Raw genomic sequence first — 19,357 nt, 5'->3', positions numbered from 1 at the left:
TCCTATTTGTTTCTTGGAATTTACACCATATAAATAATTTCGGGCGCAACCGACGGCAAGCGGCGGTCGTGAGCACTCTCGTTTTCGTGCTCATTTGGCTTTTCGCCCTTCCGCGCTAACCGCGCTCCATTCGCCGCAACCTACGGTTGCTTCGCGAGTTTTCGTAGAAAACTCGGTAAGGTCGGCTTGCCGACCGACGAACGCCTTTGGCGGGGCTACAATCCCTTGCGCAAATCTGCTATACTGTCTGCATGAATCAGAACTCAGCCGAACAGAACGCTTATCAGGCGAAGATTTTCTCCAATCGCCTTGCAAAAAAATACAAACTCTTACGAAAATGGGCCCGCCGCGAGCGAGTCACCTGCTACCGCCTTTATGACCGCGACATCCCCGAAGTTCCCCTGACCGTGGACATTTACGAATTCCTCCCTGAGGGCATGGACTCAAAAATCGACGCGGCTCTCTTTTTAAAAGCCGAAGACGCCCGGATTTCCGCAAATGACCTTTCCGCCGCAAAAGAAAAAAACGAACGGATGTTTGTTCATCTTTACTTGTATGAGAGACCGTATGAAAAATCAGACAGCGATGAGCAAATCTGGCTTGATGAAATGAAAAAAGCCGTTTCCCTAACGATTGGTATCCCCGAAAATCATGTCATTCAGAAGGTTCGCAAGCATCAGAAAGGCGAAAACCAGTATGAAAAAATGGCTTCCGAACGAACGGTAGCCGGCTTCGTGCAGGAGTGCGGCCAGCTTTTCAAAGTGAACCTGAGCGACTACCTTGACACCGGGCTTTTCTTTGACCACCGCCCCCTCCGCTCAATCGTCCGGGAGACTTGTTCAGGGAAGTCAGTCCTCAATCTTTTCTGCTATACGGGAAGTTTTTCGGTCTATGCCGCCGAGGGAAAGGCGCGAAGAGTCGAGAGCGTGGACTTGAGCAACACTTACCTTGAGTGGGCGCGCTTTAACTTTGCCCTTAATGACTTTGACCCCGACAGCCCCAAATTTTTCTTTACCCGCGGGGATGTCACCGGCTTTTTGAACCAGAAACTGGCAGAGGTTCCCAATGCCGAGGGAAGCAACCGTTACGATATGATTATCCTCGACCCGCCAACCTTCTCGAATTCAAAGGCTACTCGTAATACCCTTGACATCAATCGTGACTGGCCTGAGCTTGTCAAAAAATGCCTAAATCTTCTGAACAAAGGCGGAGTCCTATACTTCTCAACCAACTCTCACCGCCTCAAATTTGACGAAAATCTTCTTCCTAAAACGACTGATTCTGGAAGTGCGATTGCCGTATTTGACATGAGTAAAGAGTCCCTTCCCGAAGATTTTAAGGATACGAAAGGCCGCCGTCTTTGGAAATTAGCGATTAGTGATTAGCAATTTATAATTCATGATTGGTAATGATAAAGGTTCTGATTGTCTTTAAAATAAAAAAACTCCCTTCTTTGGGGAGTTTTTTTCCGAAAAACGGATATCAGCTTATTTGTCTGATTTGATACCGAAGCGTTTGTTGAATCGTTCGATTCGTCCTGCGGTGTCAACGAGCTTCTGCTTACCTGTGTAGAATGGGTGGCAGGCAGAACAAATTTCAACATGGATGTTCTCGACTGTTGAGCGGGTTTCGATTACATTGCCACACTGGCAAGTAATTTTTGTAAGTTTGTACTCTGGGTGAATTCCCTTTTTCATAAAAATAACTCCTTATTCTTGCCCGGTATTAAAGCAACCCCAGTCACCACTAGCTTGAAGCCGGAAAAAAACGGCACCTTCTATCATTCCATCACTGTTAGGAAGCAAGTTAATACCACAAGATGATTATCGGATTATATCAAAAACTTATTATCATGGTCAATATAGAAAAGCCGAATTCCGAATCGAACATTATGAATTATGCATTAATTCAAGCCAAGCTTTTTTTGCCACATTCTGTTCGGCTTCTTTTTTGCTTTTCCCGCTTTCTGGCCCATAAATTGCGTTTTTAAGGTGCACGCTGACCCAGAAAGTTCTCTCGTGGTCTGGGCCCGTCTCCTTTACCAGTTCATAACTGGGGCAGGTTTTATATTTTTTTTGATGGGCTTCCTGCAGCATTGTTTTGTAGTCTTTTGTTCCCTTGTTTGCGAGGACTTTTTCAATTTCAGGAATCATGAATTCAAGGACCAGTTTTTCCGCCGCCTTGTAGCCTGAATCGAGGTAATAGGCTCCGATTACAGCCTCCACGGCGTCCGCAAGGATTGCCCTTTTCCGCCTTCCCCCGCTCATTTCCTCGCCTTTCCCAAGAATGAGCATTTTATCAATGCCAATTTTAAGGGCTATGGGGGCAAGAGCCTGCTCGCTCACGACGGTGCTTTTGATTTTTGCAAGGTCCCCTTCGGGATTGTTTTCAAGGTGTTCATAGAGGTAGGCGGCGGTTGCCATTCCGAGGACGCTGTCTCCCAAGAATTCAAGGCGCTCGTTGTTCTCGTGTTTTTGGGATTTTCCTTCCTGACTGCAGGAGCGATGGGTGAAAGCAAGCTCAAGGAGGTTCAGGTTTGAAAACTTAATCGAAATATTTTTTGAAAATGCCGTTAGCTCTTTTACTCGTCCGGCTGGAAGATTCTTATTTGATAAAAGCATGTATCGATTCTAGCACAATTTAAAATAAAAAAAAACACAGGCTGTTAAACCTGTGTTTTGCAACTCTAGACTTGAAACTTATGCCTGAGCTGATTTGATGAAGTCGTAAGCGTCTTTGACGGTTTCGAATTCATTTGCTTTCTCGTCAGGAATTGAAACTCCCAATTCCTCTTCGATAGCGTAGACGAGCTCGTATGTGTCGAGGCTGTCTGCACCGAGGTCGCCACGGAAAGAAGCTTCCATTGTGACTTTGCTTTCATCGATTTCGAGTTTTTCAGCGATGAGTTTCTGGATTTTTACGAACAATTCGTCCATGATTTTCTCCTTACTTTTTACATTGCGCTAAAAGCGCAATGTTTTTGTTTTGTTAACCGTTTACTTCAGGTGTGATTACCTGGCGACCGCGGTAGAAACCACATTTCGGACAAACGCGATGTGACAAAACGAGGTTGCCACAATTTCCGCATTTTGCGAGCTGTGGAGCCTCAAGACGCATATTCACGCTTCGTCGTCTGCGAGTGCGAGCTTTTGATGTTTTCGCTCTAGGTACTGCCATATTATAAACCTCACTAAATGATTTTATGAATAACGGGGTTCATACTACAACAGTTTTCACCCGAATGTCAATTATTATTGCAAACAAAGTTGTAATTGTCAATAGTTTGAATGACAAAAAATTAAAAAATGTCATTTTTAATTTTGTTTTACCCTGTATTTGTCTCGGATGGCCGTTTCGACAATTTTTGGAACCATACCGGAGATGTCTCCCCCAAACTGTGCCAGCTCTTTGATTGAACTTGATCGCACGATGACATATTTTGCCTCTGTCGGGAGGAATAGCGTTTCAATCTTTGAGTCAAGATTGTGGTTCATGAGGGAAAGGTCGAATTCGTATGCGAAATCGTTTGTGTTTCGTATTCCTCTCAATAGAATGTTTGCGTTGTTTTTTTCTGCGTATTCAACGATAAGCCTGTCCCAAAGGTGGACGGTGACATTTTTTAAGTGTGATGTGAGTTTTTTGAGCATTTCAAGCCTTTCTTCTGGGGAAAAAAGGTAGGCTTTGTTGGGATTGTATGCAACGACAACATCAAGCTTGTCAAAAAGGCGGCTGCCCCGTTCTATGACATTGAGATGTCCGTTTGTTGGTGGGTCAAAAGTTCCCGGAAATACTGCGGAAGTCATAATAAATTCACTCTAACATGTTTGACGGATTGTCACAAGTGATGTATTATTATCACATGAAAATCTCTAAAATTACTACTTTTGCATTTTGTGCCACAGCTTGTTTTGTTTCTGGTGTTTTTTTTGTTTCTTGCGGAAGTTCAGCCGTAGCTACGACTCCTGTTGTGGAAGCGGAAAAAACATTGGTAGACGAGCCTGTTGTTGAGCAGCCTGAGGGGGTGGTCGCTGAGCCGACGGTTCAGGCGGAAGATGATGAGTATTCTCGTTCGGTTGGTGGTATTTCGGTTTCTCGTGATACATTTGCCGAAGACAAGGAAACGATTCTTCGAATTATCTCTGAGCTTGATGTTATCATGAAAGATCCTGGAAGCACTAAGAGTTATAATGCCTGGGTCGGTTATGTTGATCAGGAGTCGGTTGACTATTGGAAACTTCGGAAGAATCTCCAGAAGGCCGAAAAACGCCTTCCTGTAAAGGGGATAAAACTTTCCTCGCTTCAGGATTATTTCAAGAATGTGTTTGTTCCGGCTCGTCGGGGAAGAGAGGTTTCAGAGATTCGTTATATTTCCGATACTTATATAAAAGCAATTCAGGTTCAGGGCGAGCAAGATATCGTTTATTATTATTTCAATAAGATTAACGGACGATGGATGGTTCATCTCCCCCCTATTGATGATTAATGAATGTGTTTTGCATGAACTAAGTTGCAATTTTAAAGTTTATATTATATAATGTGAAAAGAGTGTCTTGTTTCACTCTATTCTTCTAGGAGGATTTTTTACATGAAATCTTTGAAAAAAATTGCTTGCACGGCTTGTGCAGTTCTTTTGGCGTTTTCACTTGTGGCACAAGAGCGCTCTGCGGAAGACGAGTATTTGAGCACAGTTGAGGATGTCGTTATTACAGAGCTTGCTAATTCTGATGAGCGTGACAATAAGCTTGTCGCCCTTCAGTATCTTGAATCGGCTGTAGAAGACGGTAGGGTTTCTCCAGATATGATGGTGGCTTTGGATCATCTCGCTGGCGAGGGTATTAATACTCAGTCACGACAGGGTGGTCGTCTTGTGAACAATTATCCGGATATCCGTGCAAAAGCTTGTGATCTTCTTGCAAAAGTTCCGACTCCAGAGGCTAAGACAACTCTCAAGAATATTGCTCTTGCAGACAATGAGCCTATGGTAATCACGGCGGCGGTTCGCTCGCTTGGCGAGATTGGTATGAATGACAATGATGATGTTGTAAATACAATCGCATGGGCAAATAAAAAGAACGCGGTTTTGAACCCAACAAGTTCTCTTGCATTTGAGGTTCTTGTTGCGTACGAAAAAATCGCTGATAAAGTGCAGGATAAAAGCGCAATGATTCAGTCTGTGGGTCAGATTGCTACAAACTATCATTATGTAAAACCTGTCCGGGATAGAGCTCTTGCGCTTCTTAAGACTCTTCAGACTGGAAACAGTGGTTCAAATAAAAAAGAATCAAAGTAACTTTATTTGATACTTTTGTTTTGTGAGAGCGGAGTTTTTTTATAAGGCTCCGCTTTTTTTTTGTCGGTGTGTGTTTTTTATCAAAAAGAATATTGAAGATATCTTAATTTTATATTAAGATATGCGTTGATTTTTTTTAGTTCAAGGAGGAGTTATGAAACCGATTATTCTCGCATCTTCCTCTCCGCGTCGGCAAGAGATTTTAAAACTCTTGAATATTCCTTATCAGGTAAAAGTTTCAAATTTTGATGAAAAGTATCCGTCTGATATTCCTTTGGAACAAGTTCCTGAATATCTCGCGAGTCGAAAGGTTGATGCGGTGGCGCGTACCTACCCTGCCGGTCATGAGATTCCGTGGATTTTGGGTGCTGACACAATGGTTCTTCTTGACGGAAAATTATACGGTAAGCCGGTTGATAACGAAGAAGCCGTGCGCTTTATGCAAGAACTTCAGGGGAAGACTCATCAGGTTATTACGGGGCTTGCCCTTTTTAACGGCGAACTCATGTATGCATCAAGCCGTACATCAATCACGAATGTTACTTTTGCACCAATGACTCAGGAAGAAATTGAATGGTATGTTGAGACTGGGGATTGGCACGGAACTGCTGGTGGTTACAGAATCCAAGGTTTGGCGTCGTGCTTTATTAAAAAAATCGAAGGTACCAATTCAAATGTTGTCGGCTTGCCTATTTTTGAACTTTATGATATGTTAAAAGAACAGGGTTATTCGATTCTTGAATAGTATTCAAAATTGATATTTACATAATTCTGTCGGGTTTTATGAAAGGCTGGTGGCTGGAAGTAAAATTCGTAATCATCCGGCTCGCTTAGCGGGCACGAGAACAAGAGACGGTGGAATTCACAGGCAAAAAGCCAAAATCAATGAATTCCGGTGAAGGAGAAACTCAATGGCAGTTGTAACCATGAAGAGTTTGCTTGAATCTGGCGTACATTTCGGTCACCAGGTAAAAAGATGGGATCCGCGCATGAAGAAATATATCTTCGCAGAGCGCAACGGTATCCATATCATTGACTTGCAGAAGACAATCGCTTCTATCAAGGACAGCTACGAGGCTGTTCGTAAGGTTGTTTCTTCTGGAAAATCAGTTCTTTTCGTAGGAACTAAAAAACAGGCTCAGCAGGCTATCGCTAAAGAAGCAGAGCGCTGTGGCATGTACTATGTAAACAATCGCTGGCTTGGCGGTATGCTTACAAACTTCGCAACAATCAAAAAATCACTTCAGAGACTTAAGAAAATCGAAAAAATGGAAGTTGACGGAACATTCGACAACCTCACGAAGAAAGAAGTCTCAAATCTTCAGAAAGAAAAGGCAAAGCTTGAGAAAAACCTCGGCGGTATCAAAGATATGAAAGAACTTCCTGGAATTATCTTCATTATTGATACACACAAAGAGCAGATTGCAGTTGCAGAAGCTCGCCGCATGGGTATTCCTGTTGTTGCTGTTGTTGATACAAACTGTAACCCAGAGGGCATCACCTACCCGATTCCTGGTAATGATGACGCTATTCGTGCTATCAGCCTCTTTACTTCAATCATCGCTAACGCAGTTGTTGAAGCAAACAATGAAGAAGGTCTCAAAATCATCGAGACTCTCGGTGACGAGGATGATGTTCAGACTGATGCTTCTACAAAGAAAGACGATGAAGAAATCGTTGACTACTCAAACTACACTCCAACTGAAGAAGATACAAAGAAGGATGAAGTTGAGGATGACGACGACGACGAAATCGACGAGTCAAAAATCAAATAAATTGATTCCCGCCTTGTGCGGGATTACATACTGGAGTTAAAAATGGCAATTACTGCTGCTGATGTAAAAGCATTGCGCGAAAAAACAGGCGCAGGCATGATGGAGTGTAAAAAAGCACTCACAGAAGCAAACGGAGACGCTGCTGAGGCAGAGAAAATCCTCAAAGAAAAGGGATTGGCTGCCGTAGCAAAACGCGCTGAACGAGCTACTTCTGAAGGCCGCATTTTCGTCCGACAGAACGGAAATAAAATTGCTGTCGCTGAAGTTACCTGCGAAACAGACTTCGTTGCAAAAAACGCAGACTTTATCGCTTTGGGCGAAAAAATTCTCGACATCGTATTCGAAAAAGGATACACAAAAGTCGAAAAAGAGCTTGAGGACTTGGTTCTTGAGCTTGCTACAAAAATCCGTGAGAATATGTCTCTCCGCCGCCTCGAAGTTATCGATGTTCCGGCTGGAAGCGTAGCTTCTACATACGTTCACTCAGACTTCAAGACTGGCGCAGTTGTCGTCGTTGAAGGCTCAGATTCTGACGATGTAAAAGTCTTCGCAAAAGACTGCTGTTTGCACTTGGCTGCATTCACACCTTCTTACACTACAAAAGAAGAAGTTCCACAGAGCTACATCGATGAGCAGAAAGAAATCTTCAAGGCTCAGATGGCTCAGGACGAGAAAATGGCTTCTAAGCCGGAGAATGTTAAGGCTGGTATCCTTCAGGGCAAAATCAACAAACACCTTGCTGAAATCTGCTTTGTTGACCAGATGTTCGTAAAAGACGACAAAGTTTCTGTTGCTAAAAAACTCGAAGAAGTTTCTAAAGCAGTTGGAGCTAAACTTTCATTCAAAAAGGTCGCTCTTTACATTCTCGGAAAATAATTTTCCTTGAAAATGGCGGTCGGATTCGCTTCTGACCGCTTTTGTATTTTTTTATCGGAAAGAGTCCGATATGGCATTTGCCCTTGAAACGGAGGAATTAGTATGGCATTTGACGCAAAGTCTAAGATGGACAAAACGATTGAGGGTCTCAAGAATGAGATGAACACGATTCGAACTGGTCGCGCATCAGCTTCGCTTTTTGACAAAGTTCGTGTTGATTATTACGGAAACAAGTCTCCTCTCAATCAGGTCGCTCAGATTTCTATTCCAGAGGCACGCACTGTCGTTATCTCTCCGTTTGACAAATCTCTCATTACAGAAATCGAAAAGGCAATCCTTGTCGCTGATTTGGGCTTGAATCCTTCAAACGACGGAAAAGTGATTCGAATCGCTATCCCTGCCCTCACCGCAGACCGACGCAAGGAATTGGCAAAACAGGCTAAATCGGTAGGTGAAAATTACAAAACAACAATCCGAAATATTCGCCGTGATGGAAACGACGATCTTAAAAAGCAGCAGAAAGCCGGTGAGATTACCGAAGATCAGCTTAAAAAAGAGACTGACGACCTTCAGAAACTCACTGATAAATATATCGCAGACATTCAGGCTGTCTGTGACGCCAAAGAAAAGGAAATCATGGCCTAAATGACTTCCGAAGAAATAATTGCCCGCGGCCTGCCAGAGCATGTTGCAATCATCATGGATGGTAACGGCCGCTGGGCAAAAAAACGGGGATTGCCGCGAACAGCTGGTCACAAAGAAGGCTTGACCAGTGCAAAAAAAATTGTGGCGGCGGCGGCAAAACTCGGAATTAAATATGTTACTCTTTACACTTTCTCAACCGAAAATTGGAAGCGCGCTCAGGAAGAAGTTGGTTATTTAATGTCTCTTATTAAAGGTCACTTGCGCGCCGAATTTGAATTTTACAAAAAAAACGGAATCAAAGTCGAGCATATTGGTGATTTGAGCGGTTTACCTGCCGATGTTCAGACAGAAATTCTTAACGCAAAAAAAGATACAGAGCATTTTACTGGAACCACATGCGTTCTTGCCATAAATTATGGAAGTCGTGACGAAATCGTCCGTGGAATCAAAAAAATTGTCCAAAGTGGCGTAACTGCCGAAAATATAAGCGAAGAGTTGGTTTCAAAATCACTTGATATTCCTTCACTTCCCCCTGTGGATCTTATGATTCGCACTGGCGGTGAAGAGCGTCTTAGTAATTTCTTGCTTTGGCAGTGTGCTTACGCAGAGTTTGTCTTTACAGATACGCTCTGGCCGGATTATAATGAGAATGAGTTTTTTGCTGATATTGAAAAATTCCAGCAGAGAAACAGACGGTTCGGAGCTGTTCCGAATTCGTAATGGTGGGGATTTATGAATAAAGTTGTGCAGAGATTGCTTGTTTTTTTTATTGGCTTGCCTTTAGTTATCTGCCTTGTGTGGTTTAATCAGTTTCATCATATTGCGCTTCATGTCCTGGTTTTTGCGGCATCTTTGCTTGCGACCAGTGAGTTGTATGCCATGCTTGCTCATAAATTTTCTCTTCAGGCTCGTCCTGTAGTTTTGATTGCGTCTGTTATCATTCCTTTTATCGCTGCCTTGGCTGCTTTGTTAGAATTTAAGGTTTCCATTATAAACTATGCTTTTTTATTTGTACTTCTATTGTGTATGGCTTATGAAGTTTTAAGTGCAAATTCATTCGAAAATTCTCTTTCTCATCTCGTTACTTCTGTGTTTGTTATTTTTTATGCAGGATTCTTGCCTAGTTTTGTGTCTCGCATGACTATTCACGAGCATTCAAGGGAATTTATCGCATTTTTCTTCCTTATGGTTTGCATGTGTGACTCAGTGGCATGGTTTTTTGGAATTCTTTTTGGAAAAAACAATAAAGGCTTCATAAAAGCTAGTCCAAATAAATCTATCGCAGGTTTCCTTGGTGGATTTGCTGGTACAATGCTTACAGCCTTTGTCGCTCATTTGCTTTTTCCTGAGATTTTTTATGGTTCTGTCGTAAAAATTCTTCTTTTTGGATTTTTTGTTGCTTTTGTTGCGATTGCCGGAGACTTAGTAGAATCGGTTATAAAGCGTTCTGCCGAAGTGAAAGATTCTGGTACTATAATTCCTGGTCGCGGTGGAGTTCTTGATTCTATTGACAGTATTGTTTTTGTCGCTCCTGTTTACTATTTTGGAATCAATTTCTTGTTCTAGGTTATGAAAAAAATTCTTGTTCTCGGCGCTACCGGTTCAATCGGTAGCAGTACCCTTGATATTCTGCGTAATCAACGCGATCGTTTTGTCTGTTGCGGTTTAACGGCAAATTCAAAAAAGGCTGAGCTTGAAGCTCTTTCTAAAGAATTCTCCTGCCCTTCTTCACTTACGAAAACCGATGGAATCGACGGAATCAAGCGGCTTCTTGACGAGACTAAGCCTGACATCGTTGTAAACGGAATCGCAGGGAGCGCGGGTCTTCTTCCCAGCATGACGGTTCTTGAGGCAGGACTTGATTTAGCCCTGGCCAACAAAGAGACTGTGGTTATGGCAGGCCCCCTGATGTTTGAGGCGGCAAAAAAAAGCGGCTCCCGGATTCTTCCCGTGGACTCTGAGCATTCGGCAATTTTTACCCTTATCCACCAGTGCAAAAAAGAAAATATTGATAAAATCATAATTACGGCGAGCGGCGGCCCCTTCCGTACTTTCCCCAGGGAAAAACTCGCTTCGGTCACAGTCGCTGACGCCCTCAAGCATCCTACATGGGATATGGGCGTAAAAATTACGATTGATTCGGCCACTCTCGGCAACAAGGGGCTTGAAGTGATTGAGGCTGTCCGTCTTTTTGATGTAAAAGCCAGCCAGGTTCAGGTCGTAGTTCATCCACAAAGCGTGATTCACTCCCTGGTGCGCACAAAGGACGGAATCGTGTACGGACAGTTTTCTGAGCCAGACATGAAGCATCCTATTTTACAGGCTTTTGACTGGCCTCAAGTAAAAAGTGATTTTATGAAGCCATTTGACTTAACCGACACCGCCGACGGAAAACGCACCCTCACTTTTGAAAAGCCCCGTATGGATGATTTTCCCATGCTGGCCCTTGCCTTTGAGTCTGCTGAAAAAGGCGGCTCTTATCCCATTGTTTTCAATGCGGCAAATGAAATTGCGGTTCAGGCCTTTATCGACGGCAAAATCGGCTTCTTGCAAATCGGCGAAATGGTGGCAAATGTTCTCCACGGCTCGGACTGGAGTAAAATCCCGCGGGATTTAAGCGATGTCTTTGAGGCAGACAGGCTGGCTCGGAAAAAATGTCAATTATAATTGGAATTATTTTTCTTGGTTTTCTCGTTTTTATTCATGAGCTGGGGCATTTTGCGGCTTCCCGTCTTTCCGGGGTAAAAGTTGAGGCTTTTTCAATCGGTATGGGGCCGGTTCTCCTTCATAAAGAATGGCATGGTACTGACTGGCGTATTTCCCTTCTCCCCTTCGGCGGTTACTGTGCCATGAAGGGCGAGCAGGATTTTGAGGAATTCTACAATGGAAATACGGCGGTGGAAAAAGATTCATTTTACGGCGTAAAGGCGATTTCCAGGGCTTTTATCGGCTTTGCGGGTCCTCTTTCCAATTTTCTCTTTTCTGTCTTTGCTTTTTTTGTGATTGCGATTACAGGATATACGGAAATTTACCTCGGAAATACTGTAAGACTCGCAACTGAAGAGTATCCGGAACTTCATTCTCCTGCAAAAGATGCAGGAATATTGAGCGGAGATAAAATAATCCGGATAAATCAATGCGAAATTAATATTTTTGACGATTTGGTTGAAGAAGTTTCTGCTCATGCGGACGAAGATATTCAGGTAATTGTTGACAGAAATGGAAGAGAACTGGAGTTTACAGTTCATACTGATAGGGATGAAAAATCAGGTGCTGGAAAAATCGGTATTATGAGTGTTTCGGATGAAGATACATTAGTCAGAAAAGAAGCAAAAAAATATTCGTTTTTTCCGGCTCTTGCTCGTGGTTTTTTTGAGACTTTTAAGGTAATAAAGCTTTCTTTTAAGGGAATTGCAATGCTTTTTAAGGGGGAAGTAAAGGCTTCTGAATCAGTTCGCGGACCGGCCGGAATAACTTCAATGCTCGGAAATGTTGCAAAATCAGGCTTTTCTGCAGGATTTAAGAGCGGGATTGTATCTGTTTTGAATTTCATGGCTTTAATAAGTGTGTCGCTCTTTATCATGAACCTGCTTCCGATTCCGATTCTTGACGGATTCCTTGTGCTTACATCTCTTATCGAGGCGATTTTCGGTCTCAAGGTTTCCCCAAAAGCGCGAAATGTTGTACAATATGTAGGAATTGCCATTATCGCCGGTCTTTTTATGCTGGCCCTGAGCGGTGATTTTCACTATTTTTCGGAGCTTATAAATGCAAAATAAAGTGATTTTTAAAAATCTTTCTCACATTTTAATACATTTATTCCTAATTGCTAATTCCTCATTTCTAATTTATGCTCAGTCCCATATTTCTACCCAATCTCATTCTGGCGCGGTTTCAAATGTCGCATATCTTGAAAATTCTGACGGCTCGGTTTTTTCTGCTGGAAACGACGGATTCTTAATTAAGTGGACTGAAGACGGCATTGGCGAACACTATCAGATTTCTGACCTGCCTATTAAGATGATTGCCCGAAGCCCCAACGGAAACGAAATCGCCGTTTACGAAAGTGACGGAGCTTCATTAAATCGCGTTTCTGTCTGGAACTGGAAGAATTTTACGAGAAAATTCGCCTTTCGTTTTACGGACTCTCTCACAAGTCTTGCCTATTCAGCAAAAGGAACTTACATTATCTGCGGTACGGCGAGCGTAAGCGGAGCTTTTTTCCTTAATTCAAGCAATGGATCTGTCATCCGTAACAAAATCAAGGGGAATACGGGTGTAGTAAATTATGTCCAAACATCTGATACGGAAAATTCTGTCGTAATGTATTCTCCAAAAGGAATCCTTTCATACTACAATCTGAAAAACGGCGAGAAAAAAGAATCTTTCAATACAGAGTATGATTTGTCTCAATTCTGTATGTTCAACAACAGTCGTTTTGGAGCCGGCATCCGTGAAAATGAATTACTTGTTGTTCTGGCAATTGGAAACACAATCGGACGATTCCCAATAAATCGGTCTGCAAATCCAGTTCTCATCGGTTCAAACTCTTCTAAAGATTTATATTACATTGTGAATGAAAACAGGCAGTTTAAGCTCTTTAAGGTCGCAAATGACAGAAATAAGGCTGTAATCGCTCCAGAAATCCAGCGTACTTTTTCAGGACTAAAAACTGGTGAGTCTGTCGTATGCGCAAACCTTGCTGATGAAGAAATATATGCCGGAACGAATTTTGGTAATGTCTATAAATTTGATTATGTTAAGGCCGAGCGTGTTGATGTCTTGCAGGCTCTTACTGACAAAATGTATGATAAAATCTACGATGTCGCTGCTGTTGGTGAGGATTTCTACTTCCTTACGCCTAACTCCATTTTCCGTTCTTCATACGATAATGCAAATGTTGACAGAAAAGCTTCAAATTCTGGATATACGAACATCATTTCCTATGGTGAGAATATTATTTTGTGGTCGAAAGATTCCAAGAAAGCCGTTGTTATGATGGAACTTTCAAGTGGAAGAACTACGCAGCTTTTTGCACCGGTGGGTACTGTCCAAGTTCTTAAATTGTACGGCAACTCTTTGATTGATGTTGAGTCAAATTCTTCTGTAAATATGATTGATATTCAATCGTTTAAGAAAAAACAACTTTATCAAGGAACTAGCATTCAGGACGCGATTCTTTTCAATGAAACTGATTTATATATTGCAAAATCAAGCGGTTCTTCTCCTAATGTGCCTCTAATCTATGTTAATGTAAACACACAGGAAACCGTCCCTCTTTCTATGAAAGGTAATGTCGCCTACTCGCTTAGTTTCGATCCGAATCAGAATAGTTCTGAATTCTATGGAATCACAATTTATACGAATGCCCAGACAAAGAAACTCACTACTTCGATTTTTGCTTACAAACCTCAGACTAAAGCGTATCGTTATCTGAGTTCAATCACTGATGAAGACAGTGAAGCTTTTGCTTCGCTGTATGGAAATGTTTTGTTTACAAACATAGGAAAAAGTCAGGTTCGATCATATAACCTTTCGACACGCCGAGATTTATTGTACAGGCGCTCAGCTTCTATGCCGATAAAAACAGTGAAGACCCAGAGCAAAATGGTTGTTTTGAATCGTGACGGTTCCATCAGCTGGTATAATCCGAGTCTCAACACCGTGCTTGCAGACTGGTATCTTACAACTGACGGAAGTTGGTTTAAATTCTAAATAAAGTGAATTATACTTTTTAGGAATGAAAAAATTCGGTTCACGAATTATATTTTTCTTTTCTCTTGCAGCCTTATCAGCTTTTCCATGGACTGACAATGTATTTAAACTTGTTGAAAGTGGATCTGAGAGTGAAATTCGGCGTGCAATTGAGACTGATTACTCTTTCAAAAAACATACTCGTTCATCGGAAAAAGAAAATTTGCTCATGGCAGCGTTAAAAAATAATAGAGACAATGCAATTATTGATTTGATTCTCAGACAAGCCGATCTTTCCCCTGATTCAGTGACGAAAAATGGAGTTACTGCATTTATGTATGCCTGCCAATATGAAGATGACATCGATGTTATAAGCAATGTTCTTTCTTATGAGGCCGAAAGTAATTCAAAAAAAGAAAAACGGATTCTTCATCAGGATAATAACGGATTAACAAGTTTTGATTATGCGCGATTTAATGCGACAAAATCTAAAGAAATTCTCGATTTGCTTTCTTTGTATGCGCATGAACCTCAAAAAGAAAGTGAGTCGGAAACTGATTTAAAAGAAGAAATACCTGTCCCAGATGAAGAGCCTATCCCTGAAGAAAGCCCTGTCCCAGATGAAGAGCCTATCCCTGAAGAAAGCCCTGTCACAGAAGAAAGCCTTATCCCGGAAGAAAACTCTGTTTCCATCGGAGAAGAGACTGTAGAACTTCAGGAGCAGGCAAATGTAATTGAGGAAGTTGACACTTCTTCTGATGTGAATTCACTGCTTGATTTGACAGCTCTGGCTTCTCCATCGGTTATCCCTGAGAGCATTTATTTGTATGACTATGCAAGTAATAATGAGCTTTCTGACATGAAGATTCCAGAAAGCCTTATTGAGGCTGAAGAAGCTGAGCGGAAAATTATCGAAGGTGCGAACGAAAAGGACTCTGTTGGCAGGACAAAATTGATGTTTGCAGCCAAGAAAGGTGATATTCCGCTGATTGAGAATCTTATCTATTCTGGTGCTGATATCAATGCGAAAGATAATGATGGCTGGACTGCTTTAATGTATGCGGCTAGGTTTCAGAAGAATGCTGATGTTACGAAACTTCTTTTGTGTAAAGGCTCTGACTGTTCGCTTAAGAATATTTATGGTCTTACAGCCCTTGTGCTTGCCGCTGGTTTTTCTGATAATCCTGAGGTTCTTTCGCTTTTGCTTGATACCTACCCTGCTGATTCAGAGCAGGCTCGTGGTGCGTTGGCTTATGGAATTTCTAATCTGAACAAACCCTATGTCCTACAGGCTTTTATTGACAGAGGTGTTTCTCTTAATATTCCATATAATGGAAAAACGCCGCTCATGATTGCTTGCCAGACGAACAAAAATACTCAAATAATTGAATGGCTGCTAAAAAATGGGGCATCAAAAAAACAAATTGAAGATTCGACTGGAAAGACTGCGTTTGATTACGCAAAAGAAAACAAGAAGCTTCCCCATAATGTCATTTTTTGGTCTTTGAATCCGAATTCATAATCTTATTTAAACAAGGAAAAAAATATGCGTATTACTGGCGGAACATTAAAAGGTCGTATAATAAAATGCCCGGACGGAATAATCAGACCGGCTATGGACAGAATGAGGGAGTCTGTTTTTGCAATCCTCGGTGATTTGGACGGTAAATCCTGGCTAGATTTGTTTTCTGGCAGCGGTACGATTGCGATTGAAGCTGTTTCCAGGGGCTCAAAAGAAGTTCAGCTTTGCGAAAAAGACAAAATTAAAATAAAGCAGGTGCTTGAAAATGTCTCTATCACTGAAAAAGAACTTGGCGTGAAAATCGCTTGTCATTTTATGGCCGTTGAACTCTTCCTTAAAAGATGTAAAGACACTTTTGATTATATTTTTTTGGATCCACCTTTTCCGTATAAGTATCGCCTTGATTTGCTCAAGACAATCGAAAAACGCTCGCTGGTAAATAACGGCGGCTTGGTCATGATTCACTTTCCTGAAGAGGATATGCTTCCTGATCAGATTGGCTCGCTAATGCTCAAAGATAAGCGTGTTTATGGCAGATCAATCGTCCATTTTTATTCCAAAAATTAACTTAAATTATATTGACTTTTGACTAAATTATGATAACATAAGTATATGTAAAATTGTCATCAGGTAAAAAAGTTGGATGAAGCAAAAGTAAAAAACACTCTGGCTGCTCACAGCATCCCTGAGGGATTTATCAAAGTTACTGATAAACCAATGCAGGGTTTGTCTTCCGAGCAAAAAGCTGTTCTCAATCGCAAAGGCAATGTGCTTTTTAATGAAGGTAAGTACGATGCCGCTTGCAGGATTTTTGTTACCACTGGCTATTCTGACGGGCTTGCCCGGATTGGCGATCTTTACATGAAACAAAACCGTTCTCTCATTGCGCTCAAATATTATCTTTTAGCTAATAATCGGGCGAAATCAGAGGCAGTTTACGAAAAAATAGCTAGTATCATTTCGATATTGCTTAAATAAAAATAAAAATATTTAAAAAAGTGAGGAAAACATGAGCGATGAATTGTTCAAAGACTTTGATATTCCACAGGCCGAGGTCGATTTCGTTCCAGAGGGTGGTGTTTCCGCAGAAATCTCTGACTTGTCAAAGCAGGGTTATCAGCTTATCAAAGATAATCGAATTGATGAGGCTAAAGATGCTTTTTATAAAATTCTGAAAATTGACGAGAACAATAATTATGCCCTTGTGGGTTTGGGGGACGCAGAGCGTAAGCAGGGGCATTTCCACGAGGCTGTCGAATATTATTCAAAATGTCTTGATTATCATCCTGGAAACAATTATGCCCTCTTCGGTTTGGCAGATTGTTACAAGGCTATGAATCAGTATCACAAGGCAATTGCAATTTGGGAGCAGTACCTTGTTCATGATGATCGTAATATTACGGTTCTTACCCGTGTTGCCGACGCATACCGAAAAATCCGTGATTTTAAAAAGTCAAAAGAGCTTTATCTTTCTGTCCTTGACATGGAAGAGGATAATTCTTATGCCCTCATCGGCCTTGGTCATCTTCACTACGATTTTAAAGAATATCGTGATGCGCTTTACTATTGGACGAAAATGCTGGAAAAGAATGTTGATTTCGTTGATATCCGGGTCCTTACTTCAATCGGAAACTGTCACCGAAAACTCAAAACTTTTGAAAAAGGTGTTACTTATTTTGAGAGGGCATTGCAAAAGGAACCCAACAATTTCTATGCTCTCTTTGGGCTGGCTGACTGTTACCGTGGTATGAACCAGCAGTTCCGCTCAATCGAATACTGGAATAAAATCCTTGAGCTGGATCCTGAAAACAAAGTAATCCTCACTCGTGCGGGCGATGCCTACCGAAATACGGGCGATTACAAAACAGCCGCAGAATATTATAATAAGGCAATGGATATCGAATTTGATGTCTACGCGGCTTTGGGCTTGGCTTTAATCTGTAAGGGTGAAGGTCGCTACGAAGAGGCTGCAGAACGCTTGCAGGGCTTGATTAAAGGGGACCCGAAGAATTTCCGCTTCTATATCGATTTGTCTGATTGCTATGTTAAATTGGGGCAGAAACCAAAGGCTATCGAAACTTTGAAGAATGTTTCTCGCTATGGCGTTCGCTCACCTGCAGTCGCCGACATGCTCAACCGCCTTGAAAGAGAGTCTGTATAATTTTTTTGTTTTATTGTATCATATATAAATTATGGACGATAAAACAGCTTTAGCAGGGCTTCTGCCAGAGGAAATATGTCAGGCTCTTTCCCTAAAACAGTCTTTTAGGGGCAAGCAGATTTTTCAGTGGATTGGAAAGGGAGCAGAATCTTTTGACGAGATGACCAACCTTTCCAAAGAACTTCGCGACCAGCTTTCACAGAAGGCAACTCTCCGCTCTACTTCCGTTTCTAAGGTTCTCAAAGATCCGGACGGCACAATCAAATTGCAGGTTACTCTTTCTGACGGTCTTGCCGTTGAGACAGTTCTTCTAACTGACCGTGAGGAGCGGAAGACTGCCTGCGTCTCTTGTCAGGTAGGCTGCGCCATGAACTGTGCTTTCTGCCAGACAGGGCATTTAGGACTTGCGAGAAATCTTACAGCAGGCGAAATCGTGGAGCAATTTTTGGCTCTGGAAAAACATGCCGGAAATCTTGATAATATTGTTTTTATGGGCATGGGTGAGCCGATGATGAATCTTCCTAATGTGCGGAAAGCAATCGCAATCCTCACGAATAAAGAGGGCCGTGCCCTTTCCGGACGAAGAATCACCCTCTCAACTTCAGGCGTAATCAAAGGAATTTACGATCTGGCGGATAACGGTCCTCAGATTCGACTGGCTGTTTCCCTTACCACGGCTGATAACGAGCTCCGCGAGAAACTCATGCCAATCTGCCGTACTAATCCCCTGCCCGAATTGCGAAAGGCAATAGACTATTTTGCCCAAAAAACAGGTAAGCGGGTCACACTGGAAGCGGCTTTGCTCCATGACACTAACACCAGCATTGAAAGCGCGACTAACATGATAAATTTTGCCCGCGGTCTTGATGTTCATGTGAATCTTATTCCATGGAATCCGGTTGAGGGCTTGGAATTCAGCGAGCCCAGCGCAAAGGAATGTAAGAATTTCGTCTATCATCTTGAAAAGGCTGGAATCAATGTGACGCTCAGGACTCGGCGAGGACGGGAAATCGGTGGAGCCTGCGGTCAGCTGGGGAAAACTCTTGCAGAGACTCAGGGGAACGGGAAAAAACTCGCCGAATAAAGTGGTTTTTTAAAAACGACTTAAGACTATTTTTGTTGAATTTTTCCGATATACCGTTTATAATTAGGAAATCACGCAATTTGGAGTAATCATAAATGCAGAAAAAAATTTATGTTGACGGCATGTTCGACCCTGATGTAGCCGCAAAAGTTGATGCTGCGGTTAAAGCTGTAGCAGGAGTCACAAGCTGCAATGCAAATCCTGATAAATCACAAGTTCTTGTAGATTTTGACGAAGGTGTGGGTGGTATCGAGGATGCCATCAATGCCGCTATCTCATCTACTGGAATTGCGGTTTTAGGCTAACGGCA

Annotated in this window: 23 protein-coding genes; 18 read left to right on the top strand and 5 right to left on the bottom strand. The window is 42.1% G+C overall.

Going from position 1 to position 19,357, the window contains the following annotated elements; all coding sequences use genetic code 11:
- Positions 1-251: 251 nt before the first annotated feature.
- Entirely contained in the window at positions 252-1,385 is a 1,134-nt protein-coding gene (locus B2089_RS08085; protein ID WP_296325126.1) for a class I SAM-dependent methyltransferase, read from the top strand.
- Positions 1,386-1,487: 102 nt separating this feature from the next.
- Here B2089_RS08085 and rpmE read toward each other — a convergent pair whose 3' ends face one another.
- The 5 genes from rpmE to coaD all read right to left on the bottom strand — a co-directional run bounded on the left by rpmE (position 1,488) and on the right by coaD (position 3,803).
- Positions 1,488-1,697 (bottom strand): 50S ribosomal protein L31, encoded by a 210-nt coding sequence (gene rpmE / locus B2089_RS08080; RefSeq protein WP_296325123.1) that lies wholly within the window; start codon positions 1,695-1,697, stop codon positions 1,488-1,490.
- 192 nt (positions 1,698-1,889) lie between these two features.
- Positions 1,890-2,621 carry a ribonuclease III gene (gene rnc, locus B2089_RS08075; protein WP_296325120.1) on the bottom strand — a complete coding sequence of 244 codons (732 nt, stop codon included), beginning with the start codon at positions 2,619-2,621 and terminating at the stop codon, positions 1,890-1,892.
- 78 nt (positions 2,622-2,699) lie between these two features.
- The gene (gene acpP, locus B2089_RS08070; protein ID WP_296325117.1) at positions 2,700-2,936 is read right to left on the bottom strand and encodes an acyl carrier protein; all 237 of its coding nucleotides are present in this window, start codon (positions 2,934-2,936) and stop codon (positions 2,700-2,702) included.
- A gap of 52 nt (positions 2,937-2,988) precedes the next feature.
- A complete protein-coding gene (gene rpmF / locus B2089_RS08065; RefSeq protein WP_296325114.1) occupies positions 2,989-3,177 on the bottom strand; it encodes a 50S ribosomal protein L32 in 189 nt (62 codons plus the stop codon).
- Between the two features lie 137 nt (positions 3,178-3,314).
- Positions 3,315-3,803, bottom strand: coding sequence for a pantetheine-phosphate adenylyltransferase (gene coaD / locus B2089_RS08060; RefSeq protein WP_296325113.1), 489 nt, complete (start codon positions 3,801-3,803; stop codon positions 3,315-3,317).
- 56 nt (positions 3,804-3,859) lie between these two features.
- On the opposite strand from coaD, the gene B2089_RS08055 reads away from it, so the two are divergent.
- The 17 genes from B2089_RS08055 (at position 3,860) to B2089_RS07975 (ending at position 19,352) form a co-directional block, all read left to right on the top strand.
- A complete protein-coding gene (locus B2089_RS08055; protein ID WP_296325110.1) occupies positions 3,860-4,483 on the top strand; it encodes a hypothetical protein in 624 nt (207 codons plus the stop codon).
- A gap of 102 nt (positions 4,484-4,585) precedes the next feature.
- Positions 4,586-5,290: a HEAT repeat domain-containing protein gene (locus tag B2089_RS08050; RefSeq protein ID WP_296325108.1), complete on the top strand. Its 705-nt coding sequence runs from the start codon at positions 4,586-4,588 to the stop codon at positions 5,288-5,290.
- Positions 5,291-5,444: 154 nt separating this feature from the next.
- Positions 5,445-6,035 carry a Maf family protein gene (locus tag B2089_RS08045; protein ID WP_296325105.1) on the top strand — a complete coding sequence of 197 codons (591 nt, stop codon included), beginning with the start codon at positions 5,445-5,447 and terminating at the stop codon, positions 6,033-6,035.
- 166 nt (positions 6,036-6,201) lie between these two features.
- Complete coding sequence (rpsB, locus tag B2089_RS08040; protein ID WP_296325103.1) at positions 6,202-7,065, top strand: 30S ribosomal protein S2; 864 nt, start codon at positions 6,202-6,204, stop codon at positions 7,063-7,065.
- Positions 7,066-7,107: 42 nt separating this feature from the next.
- Positions 7,108-7,941 carry a translation elongation factor Ts gene (tsf, locus tag B2089_RS08035; RefSeq protein WP_296325100.1) on the top strand — a complete coding sequence of 278 codons (834 nt, stop codon included), beginning with the start codon at positions 7,108-7,110 and terminating at the stop codon, positions 7,939-7,941.
- A 102-nt stretch (positions 7,942-8,043) separates the two neighbouring features.
- On the top strand, positions 8,044-8,586 hold the full coding sequence (frr, locus tag B2089_RS08030) for a ribosome recycling factor (protein ID WP_296325097.1): 543 nt from the start codon (positions 8,044-8,046) through the stop codon (positions 8,584-8,586).
- On the top strand, positions 8,587-9,306 hold the full coding sequence (uppS, locus tag B2089_RS08025; protein ID WP_296325094.1) for a polyprenyl diphosphate synthase: 720 nt from the start codon (positions 8,587-8,589) through the stop codon (positions 9,304-9,306).
- A gap of 12 nt (positions 9,307-9,318) precedes the next feature.
- A complete protein-coding gene (locus B2089_RS08020) occupies positions 9,319-10,152 on the top strand; it encodes a phosphatidate cytidylyltransferase (protein WP_296325091.1) in 834 nt (277 codons plus the stop codon).
- 3 nt (positions 10,153-10,155) lie between these two features.
- Positions 10,156-11,253, top strand: a complete 1,098-nt coding sequence (gene dxr, locus B2089_RS08015) for a 1-deoxy-D-xylulose-5-phosphate reductoisomerase (protein ID WP_296325089.1) — start codon at positions 10,156-10,158, stop codon at positions 11,251-11,253.
- Positions 11,241-12,365 (top strand): M50 family metallopeptidase, encoded by a 1,125-nt coding sequence (locus B2089_RS08010; protein WP_296325085.1) that lies wholly within the window; start codon positions 11,241-11,243, stop codon positions 12,363-12,365. Before dxr ends, B2089_RS08010 begins: the two co-directional genes overlap by 13 nt.
- On the top strand, positions 12,355-14,301 hold the full coding sequence (locus B2089_RS08005) for a WD40 repeat domain-containing protein (protein ID WP_296325082.1): 1,947 nt from the start codon (positions 12,355-12,357) through the stop codon (positions 14,299-14,301). Before B2089_RS08010 ends, B2089_RS08005 begins: the two co-directional genes overlap by 11 nt.
- A gap of 208 nt (positions 14,302-14,509) precedes the next feature.
- The gene (locus B2089_RS08000; RefSeq protein ID WP_296325078.1) at positions 14,510-15,802 is read left to right on the top strand and encodes an ankyrin repeat domain-containing protein; all 1,293 of its coding nucleotides are present in this window, start codon (positions 14,510-14,512) and stop codon (positions 15,800-15,802) included.
- A gap of 24 nt (positions 15,803-15,826) precedes the next feature.
- A complete protein-coding gene (gene rsmD / locus B2089_RS07995; RefSeq protein ID WP_296325076.1) occupies positions 15,827-16,369 on the top strand; it encodes a 16S rRNA (guanine(966)-N(2))-methyltransferase RsmD in 543 nt (180 codons plus the stop codon).
- Between the two features lie 72 nt (positions 16,370-16,441).
- Entirely contained in the window at positions 16,442-16,780 is a 339-nt protein-coding gene (locus B2089_RS07990) for a hypothetical protein (protein ID WP_296325074.1), read from the top strand.
- 31 nt (positions 16,781-16,811) lie between these two features.
- The gene (locus tag B2089_RS07985; RefSeq protein ID WP_296325073.1) at positions 16,812-17,963 is read left to right on the top strand and encodes a tetratricopeptide repeat protein; all 1,152 of its coding nucleotides are present in this window, start codon (positions 16,812-16,814) and stop codon (positions 17,961-17,963) included.
- A 31-nt stretch (positions 17,964-17,994) separates the two neighbouring features.
- Positions 17,995-19,047 carry a 23S rRNA (adenine(2503)-C(2))-methyltransferase RlmN gene (gene rlmN / locus B2089_RS07980; protein WP_296325071.1) on the top strand — a complete coding sequence of 351 codons (1,053 nt, stop codon included), beginning with the start codon at positions 17,995-17,997 and terminating at the stop codon, positions 19,045-19,047.
- Between the two features lie 95 nt (positions 19,048-19,142).
- Positions 19,143-19,352, top strand: coding sequence for a cation transporter (locus B2089_RS07975; protein ID WP_296325068.1), 210 nt, complete (start codon positions 19,143-19,145; stop codon positions 19,350-19,352).
- Positions 19,353-19,357 lie beyond the last annotated feature (5 nt).

This window comes from Treponema sp. UBA3813 (assembly GCA_002368605.1).
Lineage (GTDB): Bacteria > Spirochaetota > Spirochaetia > Treponematales > Treponemataceae > Treponema_D.
This window is presented reverse-complemented; position numbering and strand designations above follow the sequence as displayed.

What these genes read in the sequence shown, in the direction of transcription:
- B2089_RS08085 (WP_296325126.1), top strand. Translation starts at nt 252, where the DNA reads ATGAATCAGAACTCAGCCGAACAGAACGCTTATCAGGCGAAGATTTTC.
- rpmE (WP_296325123.1), bottom strand. Translation starts at nt 1,697, where the DNA reads ATGAAAAAGGGAATTCACCCAGAGTACAAACTTACAAAAATTACTTGC.
- rnc (WP_296325120.1), bottom strand. Translation starts at nt 2,621, where the DNA reads ATGCTTTTATCAAATAAGAATCTTCCAGCCGGACGAGTAAAAGAGCTA.
- acpP (WP_296325117.1), bottom strand. Translation starts at nt 2,936, where the DNA reads ATGGACGAATTGTTCGTAAAAATCCAGAAACTCATCGCTGAAAAACTC.
- rpmF (WP_296325114.1), bottom strand. Translation starts at nt 3,177, where the DNA reads ATGGCAGTACCTAGAGCGAAAACATCAAAAGCTCGCACTCGCAGACGA.
- coaD (WP_296325113.1), bottom strand. Translation starts at nt 3,803, where the DNA reads ATGACTTCCGCAGTATTTCCGGGAACTTTTGACCCACCAACAAACGGA.
- B2089_RS08055 (WP_296325110.1), top strand. Translation starts at nt 3,860, where the DNA reads ATGAAAATCTCTAAAATTACTACTTTTGCATTTTGTGCCACAGCTTGT.
- B2089_RS08050 (WP_296325108.1), top strand. Translation starts at nt 4,586, where the DNA reads ATGAAATCTTTGAAAAAAATTGCTTGCACGGCTTGTGCAGTTCTTTTG.
- B2089_RS08045 (WP_296325105.1), top strand. Translation starts at nt 5,445, where the DNA reads ATGAAACCGATTATTCTCGCATCTTCCTCTCCGCGTCGGCAAGAGATT.
- rpsB (WP_296325103.1), top strand. Translation starts at nt 6,202, where the DNA reads ATGGCAGTTGTAACCATGAAGAGTTTGCTTGAATCTGGCGTACATTTC.
- tsf (WP_296325100.1), top strand. Translation starts at nt 7,108, where the DNA reads ATGGCAATTACTGCTGCTGATGTAAAAGCATTGCGCGAAAAAACAGGC.
- frr (WP_296325097.1), top strand. Translation starts at nt 8,044, where the DNA reads ATGGCATTTGACGCAAAGTCTAAGATGGACAAAACGATTGAGGGTCTC.
- uppS (WP_296325094.1), top strand. Translation starts at nt 8,587, where the DNA reads ATGACTTCCGAAGAAATAATTGCCCGCGGCCTGCCAGAGCATGTTGCA.
- B2089_RS08020 (WP_296325091.1), top strand. Translation starts at nt 9,319, where the DNA reads ATGAATAAAGTTGTGCAGAGATTGCTTGTTTTTTTTATTGGCTTGCCT.
- dxr (WP_296325089.1), top strand. Translation starts at nt 10,156, where the DNA reads ATGAAAAAAATTCTTGTTCTCGGCGCTACCGGTTCAATCGGTAGCAGT.
- B2089_RS08010 (WP_296325085.1), top strand. Translation starts at nt 11,241, where the DNA reads ATGTCAATTATAATTGGAATTATTTTTCTTGGTTTTCTCGTTTTTATT.
- B2089_RS08005 (WP_296325082.1), top strand. Translation starts at nt 12,355, where the DNA reads ATGCAAAATAAAGTGATTTTTAAAAATCTTTCTCACATTTTAATACAT.
- B2089_RS08000 (WP_296325078.1), top strand. Translation starts at nt 14,510, where the DNA reads ATGGCAGCGTTAAAAAATAATAGAGACAATGCAATTATTGATTTGATT.
- rsmD (WP_296325076.1), top strand. Translation starts at nt 15,827, where the DNA reads ATGCGTATTACTGGCGGAACATTAAAAGGTCGTATAATAAAATGCCCG.
- B2089_RS07985 (WP_296325073.1), top strand. Translation starts at nt 16,812, where the DNA reads ATGAGCGATGAATTGTTCAAAGACTTTGATATTCCACAGGCCGAGGTC.
- rlmN (WP_296325071.1), top strand. Translation starts at nt 17,995, where the DNA reads ATGGACGATAAAACAGCTTTAGCAGGGCTTCTGCCAGAGGAAATATGT.
- B2089_RS07975 (WP_296325068.1), top strand. Translation starts at nt 19,143, where the DNA reads ATGCAGAAAAAAATTTATGTTGACGGCATGTTCGACCCTGATGTAGCC.